Origin of the sequence: Saccharolobus solfataricus, assembly GCF_900079115.1 — an archaeon.
Classification (GTDB): Archaea; Thermoproteota; Thermoprotei_A; order Sulfolobales; family Sulfolobaceae; genus Saccharolobus; species Saccharolobus solfataricus.
The window spans coordinates 2,956,097-2,968,250 of sequence record NZ_LT549890.1; the positions used below are offsets into that span (position 1 = coordinate 2,956,097).

General features: G+C 34.0%; 15 protein-coding genes. 9 read left to right on the plus strand and 6 right to left on the minus strand.

The window, feature by feature from the left end:
* Window position 1: 1 nt before the first annotated feature.
* Window positions 2-1,081, minus strand: coding sequence for an FAD-binding oxidoreductase (locus tag SSOP1_RS15595; protein ID WP_014511466.1), 1,080 nt, complete (start codon window positions 1,079-1,081; stop codon window positions 2-4).
* 478 nt (window positions 1,082-1,559) lie between these two features.
* Between SSOP1_RS15595 and SSOP1_RS17995 the strand changes: the two genes are divergently transcribed.
* Window positions 1,560-1,742 (plus strand): hypothetical protein, encoded by a 183-nt coding sequence (locus SSOP1_RS17995; protein WP_009989975.1) that lies wholly within the window; start codon window positions 1,560-1,562, stop codon window positions 1,740-1,742.
* Here SSOP1_RS17995 and SSOP1_RS15610 read toward each other — a convergent pair.
* From SSOP1_RS15610 to SSOP1_RS15625, 4 genes are all read right to left on the minus strand, one after another.
* Window positions 1,729-2,721 carry a hypothetical protein gene (locus SSOP1_RS15610; protein ID WP_009989976.1) on the minus strand — a complete coding sequence of 331 codons (993 nt, stop codon included), beginning with the start codon at window positions 2,719-2,721 and terminating at the stop codon, window positions 1,729-1,731. The genes SSOP1_RS17995 and SSOP1_RS15610 overlap by 14 nt on opposite strands.
* A 28-nt stretch (window positions 2,722-2,749) precedes the next feature.
* Window positions 2,750-3,229 (minus strand): NUDIX hydrolase, encoded by a 480-nt coding sequence (locus SSOP1_RS15615; protein WP_009989977.1) that lies wholly within the window; start codon window positions 3,227-3,229, stop codon window positions 2,750-2,752.
* A gap of 250 nt (window positions 3,230-3,479) precedes the next feature.
* Entirely contained in the window at window positions 3,480-4,223 is a 744-nt protein-coding gene (locus tag SSOP1_RS15620) for an ABC transporter permease (protein ID WP_029552531.1), read from the minus strand.
* Window positions 4,204-5,031: an ABC transporter ATP-binding protein gene (locus tag SSOP1_RS15625; protein ID WP_009989979.1), complete on the minus strand. Its 828-nt coding sequence runs from the start codon at window positions 5,029-5,031 to the stop codon at window positions 4,204-4,206. The genes SSOP1_RS15620 and SSOP1_RS15625 overlap by 20 nt, the downstream gene beginning before the upstream one ends.
* A gap of 12 nt (window positions 5,032-5,043) precedes the next feature.
* Here SSOP1_RS15625 and tsaA point away from each other — a divergent pair, with 12 nt between their 5' ends.
* The 8 genes from tsaA to SSOP1_RS15665 all read left to right on the plus strand — a co-directional run bounded on the left by tsaA (window position 5,044) and on the right by SSOP1_RS15665 (window position 11,233).
* Window positions 5,044-5,418 carry a tRNA (N6-threonylcarbamoyladenosine(37)-N6)-methyltransferase TrmO gene (gene tsaA, locus SSOP1_RS15630; RefSeq protein WP_009989980.1) on the plus strand — a complete coding sequence of 125 codons (375 nt, stop codon included), beginning with the start codon at window positions 5,044-5,046 and terminating at the stop codon, window positions 5,416-5,418.
* Window positions 5,419-5,451: 33 nt separating this feature from the next.
* A complete protein-coding gene (locus SSOP1_RS15635; protein ID WP_010924154.1) occupies window positions 5,452-6,030 on the plus strand; it encodes an IS607 family transposase in 579 nt (192 codons plus the stop codon).
* Window positions 6,008-7,276 (plus strand): RNA-guided endonuclease InsQ/TnpB family protein, encoded by a 1,269-nt coding sequence (locus SSOP1_RS15640; protein ID WP_010924155.1) that lies wholly within the window; start codon window positions 6,008-6,010, stop codon window positions 7,274-7,276. Before SSOP1_RS15635 ends, SSOP1_RS15640 begins: the two co-directional genes overlap by 23 nt.
* A gap of 126 nt (window positions 7,277-7,402) precedes the next feature.
* A complete protein-coding gene (locus SSOP1_RS15645; protein ID WP_063492892.1) occupies window positions 7,403-7,798 on the plus strand; it encodes a CBS domain-containing protein in 396 nt (131 codons plus the stop codon).
* Between the two features lie 133 nt (window positions 7,799-7,931).
* Window positions 7,932-9,335, plus strand: coding sequence for a hypothetical protein (locus tag SSOP1_RS15650; protein ID WP_009991718.1), 1,404 nt, complete (start codon window positions 7,932-7,934; stop codon window positions 9,333-9,335).
* Window positions 9,336-9,375: 40 nt separating this feature from the next.
* Window positions 9,376-9,744 (plus strand): winged helix-turn-helix transcriptional regulator, encoded by a 369-nt coding sequence (locus SSOP1_RS15655; protein WP_009991717.1) that lies wholly within the window; start codon window positions 9,376-9,378, stop codon window positions 9,742-9,744.
* Between the two features lie 255 nt (window positions 9,745-9,999).
* Window positions 10,000-10,488: a hypothetical protein gene (locus SSOP1_RS15660; protein ID WP_009991716.1), complete on the plus strand. Its 489-nt coding sequence runs from the start codon at window positions 10,000-10,002 to the stop codon at window positions 10,486-10,488.
* 442 nt (window positions 10,489-10,930) lie between these two features.
* Window positions 10,931-11,233, plus strand: coding sequence for a hypothetical protein (locus SSOP1_RS15665; protein ID WP_009991714.1), 303 nt, complete (start codon window positions 10,931-10,933; stop codon window positions 11,231-11,233).
* Window positions 11,234-11,239: 6 nt separating this feature from the next.
* Here the strand turns inward: SSOP1_RS15665 and SSOP1_RS15670 are convergent, their stop codons facing one another.
* Window positions 11,240-12,019: a hypothetical protein gene (locus tag SSOP1_RS15670; protein WP_009991712.1), complete on the minus strand. Its 780-nt coding sequence runs from the start codon at window positions 12,017-12,019 to the stop codon at window positions 11,240-11,242.
* Window positions 12,020-12,154: the final 135 nt, after the last annotated feature.

A 12,154-nucleotide genomic window follows, 5' to 3' on the forward strand; every position in this document is an offset into this window, starting at 1 on the left:
ATTAAAGTATCAACCCAGGTTGAAGAATATTATTGGGATCAAAAGCCTCCTTTAACATTTGTAATGTTTCTTTATCCCTTATTCCCCAGTAATCCCCATTATAATATCCTCTTTCAACAACTACTTGCTCATCAATTTCTCGCCTTAATACCTCAAGATTATCGAATGAAGCCACTTCCAATCTACAATAACCAGTACCAACTATTCCTATTCCCCTTTTAACCCTCATGATACTCTTAGCCTTCCTAATCACATCAACCTCCTTTCCCCTCACAGTATGGATTGAAATAACCTTTTCATCACTAGTGTAATCTATACTATAGAAGCCATCTTCCCCTTTTGCTCCAATCTCTTCCCCTATCTTCTCTATGGCTCTTCTAAATCCAATAAACGTAACGTAAGTCTTATCTCCTTTCTCATCAGTTTCATATATTATAGAAATTGGTCTATATTTGCTAGTTAAGTTAACCTTATCTGTCTGAAATGTTACGATTACTTCTGGAAAAGGATATATTTTTAACGTTGCTTCTAGATAAATACCCAACCAGCCTAACATACCAGATAAGATTTTATGTATTTTATAACCGGAGGAGAATTTAAGGGTCTTCCCGCCTCCCTTGGCTATAATACCGTCTCCAGTAATTACCTTAGCCATTAATATTAAGTTCTTAGGATAACCGTAAAATGAGGAAAAAGGCGTAGGTAAATTAGTTGCCAATAACCCTCCTAAGGATCCATCGTAATATGCTGGAAGAAATAGACCCTTAGCCTTTATTATTTCAAATAAGTCAGAAACTCTTACTCCGACTTGCGATGTAACGTAAAGGTCATCATCTGAAATCTCAACAACATTATTAAATTGGCTTAATTTAACGCCAATATCTATACTAACAGGGGGACCTATATGGTGCATATTGAATGAAAAGGGATAAATAGACAGCTTTTTTTCGTTAGCAAACTTAATTACATCCCTAAGCTCTGCGTAAGTTTGTGGAATGGCTGTAATTTTCCATCTTGCAGGACCCTCATCTTTCCCGTTAGATACTTTGACAATCTTGCCTAATTCATCAACCCAATCCATTAATAGAAAAGGGGACAAATTATAAAAATAGTTTTTGATCAAGAGTATAATATTAATGCCAATATACATTTACTGCATAGATAAAGATAAGTTGATTTACTGCAACAATACTGGAGAACTTTATTATGTGTTTGAGTATACGAGGAATAATGAGTTATTACTATCTAAATGCCGAAACAGTAAATGCGAACAAGTAGACGATGTAATCTCAGAATTAGGAAAATATCGTTTTGCCAATGAGATAGATAATTTCGATGAGATAATGGGTAAGATAGACGAAATAACTTCATTTCTTACGAAACATAATCTAAAGATATATTTTATTGGCGATAGTTCAGTCTTAGAGGCCATATACACACCATTACTATTTTATTATAAATATTTTGGATTAAAGGAAGCCAAGGATAAGGTAAATTATGTAAAATCATGGCTTGATAAGCTTATTTTAGCTAGAAGAGTTCTAGATAAAATAGGAATAATGGAATTCAAATCCCATATGGATACCTTAGATGGAAGATATGCTATTTGGTTGAATACTGAAGACGAGTCTACATCTTTTATCTCAAGTGAAGGGGATTTGGTTAAATGCTGGATTTCATATAATGACTGCGATCTACTTATCGAGAGAAAAGGAAAGAGGATTTGCATTAAGAGTAATTAGACTCTTTCCTCATTTTCTCAATCCCAATTTCTATTAACCTTCTAATTGCGCTATAGGCGTCGTTTATCGTTTCGTAACCATTTATCGTAAACACCCTACTACCTTTAACTTTCCCAATACTAACGATATCTTCACCTTTAATCAACTTTAGATCAAAATCCCCATTAAAGTAGCCGAAATTTATCCTTAGATTAATATCAGATACCATATCATTAATAGAATCTATAATATTCCTTATGATAGTAAACCTTTCCATGAGAGTTCCTACGCTATTTATCGTTAGCAACAGATAATAATCATCAGCTCCTTCCATTCTACTCTCGTCGTAATTAATTATATAATCAACTATTTTATTTATTCCAGTTTCAATATTATCGACAGTATCAAATTTTAACTTATCGATATAATATATCCTATCATAAAAAAGGATAGCTACTTGCTCGGCGTCACTATCATCTTCAACATTAGCAAAGGCGTAAATTTTCTTACTTTCCATTAACGAGACTACCACACTTAATATTACTGTCTTATCATTACTCTTTATCAAATATTGGACTTGATCTTCAATTTTATTCCTACCCAATACTGGATAATTTTCTTCAATAATCTTATTTACAACAGAAAATATCTCAGATCTAACGTAAAGAAATCTATTTGAAGTAACCTCAATAGATCTCTCCTTGACAAACTTTGAAATCGAAAATAGGCAATACTTTACGGATTCCTTATAATCATTAAACTTATACAGACCTTGATTAATGGAATCATGAACTTCATTTAAATCGAAGATTTCACATAGTTTTACCTCTCCATAATAGAAAGTAGTATTACTAATTACAGAACTAATATAGCCCTTGATTTCAATAAGAGAATCGTCTAACGATACCAAGAGAACATCTCCCATGTCGCTGATTACAGTATCTTTTATTGCCTCTTGAAAAGTTTCATATAACGATCTCGGAATCTCAGCTCTTATCATTCAATTACCAGTAATTATATATAAAAATTTAAATTTTAAGTTCAGCTATTTCAAACAATTTAGAAAGTATCCTATATGTCATCCCCCAAATTCTATATTGTTTATAATAGAACGCGTTATCACCCCTTACAAGTTCACTCTCATGAACCCAAAATACCTTATCTACCTCAACCGGATTTGGCCTTGGTTCTATCAGTTCATCAAGTAATGCAATATATGCCCTAACTTTTATTTTAATATTATTAGGCGAAAATACCCCTAAACTAGACCTTATATTTGGCCTGATTCCAACTTCCTCCTCACACTCTCTAATAGCTGCTTGAAAAGCGGTCTCGTTATTTTCTCTATGACCACCTGGCAAAGCCATTTGACCGGACCATGGATCCTTTGGATTGCTTACTCTCTTTATCAATAGGATGTACTGACCTTTAGCTATTAATACTACAACTGCGGCGTCGCTCTCGTTATCATCAGTCAGTGGTAGCTGAAGAAGTTTACTAATATTCATAATTAGAACTCGAAATAGTCTCCAATTAATTTTTATGCAGTACCACGTGCACCATTAATCCAAAGTACAAAAAACCTTTTAAGGATATATAGGAATAAAGAAGTATTCCATGGCTAGAAGAACTTGTCCTAAATGTAGTAAGGTTGTTGAAATTTTAGTAGAGCATGTTAAAAATAAGGTTGTGAAAAAATGTCCAAATTGTGGTTATATATTTATAGAGTACGAAATCAACTCTAATTCATCTGAACTTTCATCTCTCTCTCCATCTACTAAATCTAACGGAGAGGTAAAAGAACAATATAGATTCGAATAACAGAACTAGAAACGATAAGAGTAACATTTCTATACTCGTACTAACCAAATTTGTAATCCCTTGTGAGAATATTGCAGAAGCAGTTGTCGGTAATATGAGCAGGGGTATGTAAAGGGACTTAGGTATTAATGTGTAAGGATAGAATACCGGTGGTATTATAGTTAAAATGCTAGATAAGAGACCAGCAAGACCCCAACCATATCTGGTATGAGGGACTAAACTAGCTAAGAAAAAGCCTATGGAGGATGTCGCAAATAAGAGTAGAGTAATGTCAATTAATAATGGTATGAAGTTGCTTAATGTCAAGACGTGGTACAATATCGCAAGTATAATATACAATATGAGTCCAGGTGAGGAGTATAGTAGATTGGCAAGGATTAATCCAATTATGTAGTCAGAAGGCCCTATACTGGTTGCGACTAACAAATCTTGAAGTCTACTTTCAAGTCTTAAAAATACTAAATCACCAATTAAGGAAAATCCATTATTTGCCATGACGCTAATTAATCCTCCAACAATAGCGAATTTAACGAAATCTCCTCTCGTGATAATATATATTAGGAATAATTCAGCTAAAGGTATACTAAGATAGGTTAGTATATATACAAAGCCTCTCTTTATTGAGGACAATCCGTAAAATATTGTAAAAGCTAGCAGAAAACTACTCTTCAAGACTCTCACCACCATAAATTATGAATAAATCCTCTAGTGTAATTGGTTTGATAACATATTTCCCCACGTAATCTGATGCCTCATTCCTATCCACATAACTAATCCTCAGTCTTCCTATCTTATATTCACCAATACCCTCTATTCTAACCTTATTATCGAATTTAGTCAAGAGCTCTTTTATGCTTCCTTTAGCTATGAGCTTACCCTTATGCAAAAGGATTACCTCATCTGAAAGCTCTTCAGCCTCTTCCATATAATGTGTAGTTAACAAAATCTTACTCTTTATACTCTTTAACACGGACCAGACTTCTAACCTAGAATATGGATCTAAGCCTGTGGTAGGTTCGTCTAATAGTACCAACTCGGCATTTGATGCTAAAGCCATAGCCACAAAAATCTTCCTCTTCATTCCACCTGAAAGCTCATCACTCGGTTTATCCCTTACTTCCCATAGGCCAACTTCTTTGAGAGCGCTTCTGGATATTTCAGTAGCTTCTTTGAACGATAGCCCTCTAGCTGTTAAGTACATGATTAAATGTTCCATGGGACTAGCTATACCTATTGATTTGGCCTCTTGAGGTATTGAAGCTATTATTTTCCTAACCTTCCTGGCGTCCTTTACTACATCATATCCTTCAACTCTGGCAATTCCGCTAGTTGGTAATAATTGTGTTGAAAGAATTCTAGTGAGCGTTGTCTTACCAGCTCCGTTTCTACCTAAAAGCGTAACTACTCTAGTATTTGCGCTAAACGTTAAATTATCCAATGCTACAGTCCCATCTCTATAAATCTTAGTAAGGTTAATAGTTTCAAGCACAAATCTATATTAATGAATGCTTGCTTTAAGTATATAGGTTTTATAAAGAGAAACGACAATTCGACATCTAGAAATGCGATAATTGAAATCCATGTAAATAAAGAGTATGAAGAAGGTTTAAAAGGATTAGAGGAGTTCTCTCACATTATAGTTATATACCATTTACATTTAGCTAGCTTTGATGGAAGACTACTTAGAGAAAAAAAGGGAGTTACTGTGGGGATTTTTGCAACCAGATCACAATTTAGACCAAATCCCATAGGTATATCTGTAGCTGAACTCATTGAAATTAAAGGTAATATAGTACTAGCTAAAGGTATAAACGCGTTTAACAACACTCCAGTTCTAGATATAAAGCCGTTATCAGCAGTTTCAGATAAACCGTAAAGTTTATATTATTTTGCCACAAACTCTTATACAATGCTAAGACCTAAGGAAGCATGCCAAAGACTAGGAATATCCTATGCAACACTTAGAGAATACGTTAAGAAAGGATACATAAAACCAGTTATACTACAGAGCGGAAAATGGAGGTTCAGAGAAGAGGACGTAGAGAGGCTAATGGGAATTATTAGAAAGAGAAAAGTGATATTATACGCTAGAGTATCATCTTCCACACAAAAAGACGAACTAGTAAACCAAGTGAAGTATCTAGAGGAACAAGTCAAAGAATACGACCTCGTAATTACTGACATAGGTTCAGGGTTAAACATGAAGAGAAAGGGGTTCTTGAAGTTGTTGAGAATGATACTGAACAACGAAGTATCACGCGTAGTTGTTGCTTACCCAGATAGGCTAGTCAGATTCGGTTTCGAAATCCTGGAGGAGACTTGTAAAGCACACAACTGTGAAATAGTAGTACTAAACCAAGAGGACAAAGAGGAAGAACTAGTTGAAGACCTAATGTCAGTACTAGTCTCGTTCAGCGGGAAACTGTATGGTATGAGGAGTCATGAATACGAGAAGGTGAAGAAATGTGCTGAAGAACTTAAGAATTAGAAAATTTGAACCGGAAGAGGAATACGTGCACTTCACGTACTCCATCAAGAATAGTGAGAGGGAGAAGAGCAAAGAGTTAATTAAAGAATACAGAACACTACTACAGAAAGCAATTGACTACCTGTGGAATTTAACGAAAATACAAGTAAGAAAAAAGAACGGTAGTTACAAGATAACACTACCGAAGAAGAAGGAAGTATACAAACCACTTAGGGAAGAGTTGGAGAAGATCAACCACCTCGCGTCACACTACGTCGATAAGGCAATTAATGACGCATTCTCGATCTTGAAGTCGTGGAGGAAAAGGGCCATAAAGGGGAGAGCTTCGATTGAAAAACCTACGTTAAAGAAGGCTTACGTTAGGATAAAGACGACTCTGAGGAAGGTTGTGGGGGAAAGCGTTAGAATAACGGTAAGACCTTATGAGTACATCACCTTCTCGTGGAGTAAGTCATGGTTCTCAAGAAGGGTTAGGGAGTTGGAACTCGGCGAACCTATAATTAAGGAGGAGAAGGTTTACCTACCATTTCGTTACAAGTTACCGTGGGTAACACCAGTGAACTTTCTAGCTATTGACTCCAACCTTTATACTCTAGATGCTTATGATGGTGAGAAATTCGTTACAATCTCCCTAAAGCAGTTGTACTCCCTTAAGTACTCCATGGAGGTGAAGAGGGCTAAGGTGCAATCATTTGCATCAAAGCACACGAAGAGGGGGAGAGAGTTGATGAGGAAGTATTCGCATAGGGAGAGGAATCGCGTTCTAGATTTTGTTCACAAGTTTGTTAACACTTTGTTGGACTTGTACCCCATGACGTTTTTCGCTGTGGAAAAGCTTAACAAAGAGAGTATGTTTAAGGATGCTAATGGCTCTCTTTCGAGGAAGATTTCTAGGACTGTTTGGAGGAGTATACACAGAGTGTTGAAGTATAAGGCTCCGCTTTACGGTTCTTTCGTTAAGGAAGTGAACCCACACCTCACCTCGAGGTCTTGCCCCAGATGTGGGTTTGTATCCCGAAAGGTTGGTAAGACCTTTGAGTGTGAGAGGTGTGGGTTCAAGTTGGATAGACAACTGAACGCGTCATTGAATATTTATCTCAAGATGTGCGGTTTTCCTCACATCCGTGATATTCCGCGGGTGTGGGTTGGGGTTATTCCGCTAATGGGGCGGAGAGGGATGAACGTCCGCGACTTTGGTGAAGCCCAAGGGCTGAGGATTGATATCAAATATCATGAAATCCTATGAAGCCCAAACCCCTTACGATAAATGGGATAGGGCAGAAGAAATTAGGGTTCCCGCTTGGCATGATGTTATATGATATTTCCTTTTTTAGAGAAAAAATAAATAGTCTAATACACTTACTATAATATTATGTATGTAGCCGATTTGATTACCAGAAACCCGCTTACAGTCAAGCCCGAAACAAGTATAAGAGATGCTACTAAGATTATGAAAAGGGAAAATCTAGGTTCTCTTATAATAGTAGATGAGACAAATAAGCCAATTGGGATAGTTACTGAAAGGGATATTTTAAGGGCAGTAGCAGATGAAGTAGCATTAGATTCTCCCGTTTCTACAATCATGACAAGAGGTTTGATAACCATTCCTCCAAATAAGGATGTTACAGAGGCATTAATTATCATGTATCAAAATAACGTTAGACATCTAGCAGTAGTTGGACAAAGCGGGGAATTAGTCGGAGTAATATCTATTAGAGATGCTGCCAAGGCAGTAAATCTTTTGGCACTTGATCTATCAATATGGTGAGTTACCTTATCTAAGTAAATTGTTAAAACTATAATGAATTAAATATTGACAACAATCTAATTCCACACTATAAATATTTTTTAATACGAATTTAGTAGATGAGTTTAAATGGGATAGTCCGGAAAAAGATGAGATGAAAAATAAATTTATAATGTATATTATTTTATTCTTACTCTTGATATCATTATCTATTAGTACTATTGGTAATATTAATATACAAAAAGAACAAGTCATTATTCAACAATATTCGACATACCTAATACAAAATGGGGAATCTCTAAATTACACCGTGATAAGTGGAGTTGAAGATAAGATAATCTATAATAACGCGTCACAAGTGGTAATTAAATACAATGAAACAACATATCTACTTAAACCTTTGGGTTTAACGTACTATAACAACTCAATAGTAAATGTTACGATGGATGGAGATAAATTAAAAATATATAGCGGTATTCCGCAATTAGTTAAGGCTATACTTTATACTTCAGATATGCAAGAAGTAGTATGGGCAGGGTATCTTTCAAAACCAGCACTTATTTCGACTTACGCTTATGTAAACGGAAGTGGAACCTTGGAATTGCAATACCTTAATGGTTCTTCGATATATAGTATAAATATTTCAATTGGCAGCAGTCAAAAAATCTCCGTTTTCCTAATTAGTTTAAACTATACAATGTTCATACCAAGATCATATGGTAATATATCAATTTCAACCGAGTTGCCTACACCATATAAATCGTTTGAAAACATTAGTTCCTTCTACATCTCAATGTCATCCTTTTATAATAATACCTTACTACCCTCAATTATTTGGAAATCTAATAATATTACAGCAGTTGAGTTCTTCGGAATTAACGGAAAAATTGTAGGATTCGTAGAGGTAAATAATACAACCCTATTAATCTTGAGGGATCTAAATGCAGAATATTATACACCTAGATACGTAATTATCACAACAATCAATAATAGGACAATATTGTTGGGAATTGGGAATAATAGTGTGGAAAGCACTGATAATATTACGTTTTCATATTTTATTAGTTCTAATAGACAAGAGGGATTATTATTTAGTGTTGAAAATAACCCAAGCGTATTCTTAGCTTTCAATAATGGTAGTGTTTATGACATCGAAATTTCATATCCAAAAAATATATCTGTTTCAAACATCACAATTCAAAACACAGTATTCTTAGCAGAAAAAATAGCTATTTCCCTTAACTCATCATTTTCACTAATTCCGATAACCCTTAAATACAATGGCACATTTTTAATATTAAAAGAATTACCTAATGGTTCAATATTATTTGTAAATGAAACGGACTATTTCATGCACGACAATACCTTGTACCTTATAGCTTTTGAACCAGCTAAAGCGTATTATATCGTATATTCTAATCATCCATTACTAACTATAACACAGACTAAACAAGCTCCAATACCTTATGGAGCTAATAATCTCGTTTTAATCTCTGGAATAGTTATAATCTTGTTAGTGATTGCATCAATATTTACAATAAGGAAAAGAAGGTCGTAATAGATAAAATATATAAGACGTACTTCGTTAAGTGTAAATAATGAGAGTTTCTAAATCAAAAAAACCTACTGAAATATGCCCAATAGTTTCCGCGATAGCTATAATTGGAAGCGAACCAAAGCTTTTAACAATAAGGTACTTACTTGATGGACCTAAACGATTCAACGAACTTCAAAGGCTTACCTCATTAAGCTCTAAAACTCTATCAAAGACCTTAAAAGAATTGGAAAATCATGGAATAGTTGAGAGAAAGATTATAAACTCCCATCCAATTGTAGCAGTTTACGAATTAACAGATAAGGGTAAGGATCTGAAGAGAGTATTTGATGAACTCAGAAGATGGGGAGAAAAATTCGCTCTAACCAAAATTGCTGTAATGAATAGTATACGCGTAAACCAAGAGTTTTAAAATCAAAATGAAATAGTTGAAAGAATAAAATAAAGGACTATTTACTGATGGAAATATTATGATATAATTAAAAGAACGAGATACAAATTCCATTCCAAATATTAGGAAATTTTTAATTTCTTTGTATGATTATTAGGTAAATTACTTCATATATTGCAATTTATTCATAATTAATCTATCTTTTCTTGTTTCTCCTAAAGTGGAACATGTCTCGAAACGGGATCCTTAAAAGAACCAAACACTTACTATATATCAATGAAAACATCCATACTAGCCTTAACCCTAGTGGGAGCGTTCCTAGCGGGGTTAGCAACTGCCGGTGTAGCTGGTTACGGACCATTAGCGTACATATCATACCATATTATGGTAAGCCAACAAAAGGGCCAAGCACAAGTGATACCAGCATATATTAATTTAGGTAATCTGACTGCTGGAGAAAAGGGTAATATAACTGCTACTGCAGCAATCAATATTTCGACTAATGGAACATATACCATAGACTTACTGCATGCTGATAAACTTCAAAAGATCTTTAGCAATTTCACAGTAGAATTAAAGATAAACAATTATACCATAATACTTACGCTAGAAAATGATAGTGCACATGTTAGTCTAGTAAACGGATCTTACAACGTTTCAATATTAATAATTTACCAGGTATCCCAACATCCTAGCGGAGATTTAAACGTCAACAATGAACCACTACTGATTATACATCCACAAGGCGAAGATAATAACAGCTAAAAGGTAATTATTTTTTGTTTTTAATCTTTAATTTGTTTTTATAATTATTTTTGTTTCCCTTTTCTTTAAAGCTCTATCACATGTAGTCCAGTTCTCATATAGTTCCTTATCCTCTTTTCTTAGCAGTCATATTGACTTATGAATTATAATCAACGACGTTTTTGGGAGTAAAGGTTAAGTTTGCTCACATTTCTACTTTAAGAGAGAGTAAATTAAATTAACTTTCCTTTAAATTTTCTAATGCTTTGAGGTTCTATGCAAGAGCTGGTTTACAATGGTATATAGTTAAAAGAGAGGGCTGAAAATGAAACTTGGAGTGGAAAAATTGTTGCCAGCTTATTAAAAACCAAGTGGAGCATTATCGTAGCTGAGAAAACATAGTCCAGTCCTTAATTCTAGCTTTAGTGCGACGTATTTTGTGAAAAAATCGCTTGATTTTTGCATGTTTCAAAACATTTTTATTCATAAAATGAGAGTTTTCATTATGGCTGTAGAGTTTAACGAAAAAGGTGTTACGATAAAAATACCTACATTATCTACTTCCATTTCGTTCTCTAAAGATCAAATAGAAAAAGTTGAAGAAGTAGTTCCCCCAGATGAGATATGTAGATTCGCTAGAAATAGTGGAGTTATATTTGCTGGAAGCACGATAGATGGTAAGGTAATGTACTTTAATGTGAAGAAAGGAGAGAGATGCTTATTATTAGTTCTAAAGGATGGAAGGAAGGTCTATATTGGAACGTGAAAATATCTAGCTAATTAATTTAACTTTCTCATTATTTATTTTTGTTAGAAGAATTTTAATTTCATTGAATCTAAGCGAATCTTTATGAACATTAACTCCCACTTCGTTAAACATTTTTATAATGTTATCATCTATTCCTACTAGCCCCCATCTTGGGATAATATACTCATAATCGTAATCTAAATTTGGTGTAATTACAGTTTTTTCTAGAATTTCCTTAGCCTTGTTCTTATTGTAAGAATATATGATATAAACCATGAAGGCGTCCAATTCTTTTCTACTATCTAATTTTTCGATTACTTTATTGTAGGCTTTTTCTGCTGACACTCTAAATAGGCTTCTTAAATTTTCATATATCTTTATGAAGTCCCATCCATATATATCTATGAGCTTCTTTACTGCTTCATCAGATATCGTATCATATATTTTTATGTTAAGTATAGAAATCTTATCAAAGGCATATTTTAAATAATTATAGTCTGCACTACCACTTTTACTATCTTTCAAATAGCAAGCTTCCAATAAATCTCCATAAAAACCACCCACTTTTACTATACTATCGATTAGACTATAAGTTACAATATCGGAGTATTTAGATAGTGGAATTATTTTATAATAAAAATAGCGATCCGAATTTATCTTATTGGCTAAAAAATCCCCTATTTCCAGCTTCGAAAAATCTACCTTCGAACCTAATTCGTTAATTAGCGATATTTCTCCATTTACTGAAGTCAATGTATAGTCATCAAATTCCACCTTATACTTCCTTTTTCCCTTAATTGGCATTACGTTAGAGTGTGATGATTCTCATATAAAAATTTTTGTGAATAATAAGTTTTCTCGTATTAATCTTATTATATAAATGATATTGCTACAGCACATTTTTTCTTTCCATGTCTTGTCTCAGTTTGGGCCATATCC

Coding starts and splice junctions, on each gene's coding strand:
- SSOP1_RS15670 (WP_009991712.1), bottom strand. CDS start 12,019: ATGCCAATTAAGGGAAAAAGGAAGTATAAGGTGGAATTTGATGACTAT.
- SSOP1_RS15665 (WP_009991714.1), top strand. CDS start 10,931: ATGTTTCAAAACATTTTTATTCATAAAATGAGAGTTTTCATTATGGCT.
- SSOP1_RS15655 (WP_009991717.1), top strand. CDS start 9,376: ATGAGAGTTTCTAAATCAAAAAAACCTACTGAAATATGCCCAATAGTT.
- SSOP1_RS17995 (WP_009989975.1), top strand. CDS start 1,560: ATGGAATTCAAATCCCATATGGATACCTTAGATGGAAGATATGCTATT.
- SSOP1_RS15645 (WP_063492892.1), top strand. CDS start 7,403: ATGTATGTAGCCGATTTGATTACCAGAAACCCGCTTACAGTCAAGCCC.
- SSOP1_RS15650 (WP_009991718.1), top strand. CDS start 7,932: ATGAAAAATAAATTTATAATGTATATTATTTTATTCTTACTCTTGATA.
- SSOP1_RS15660 (WP_009991716.1), top strand. CDS start 10,000: ATGAAAACATCCATACTAGCCTTAACCCTAGTGGGAGCGTTCCTAGCG.
- tsaA (WP_009989980.1), top strand. CDS start 5,044: ATGAATGCTTGCTTTAAGTATATAGGTTTTATAAAGAGAAACGACAAT.
- SSOP1_RS15595 (WP_014511466.1), bottom strand. CDS start 1,081: ATGGATTGGGTTGATGAATTAGGCAAGATTGTCAAAGTATCTAACGGG.
- SSOP1_RS15635 (WP_010924154.1), top strand. CDS start 5,452: ATGCTAAGACCTAAGGAAGCATGCCAAAGACTAGGAATATCCTATGCA.
- SSOP1_RS15615 (WP_009989977.1), bottom strand. CDS start 3,229: ATGAATATTAGTAAACTTCTTCAGCTACCACTGACTGATGATAACGAG.
- SSOP1_RS15610 (WP_009989976.1), bottom strand. CDS start 2,721: ATGATAAGAGCTGAGATTCCGAGATCGTTATATGAAACTTTTCAAGAG.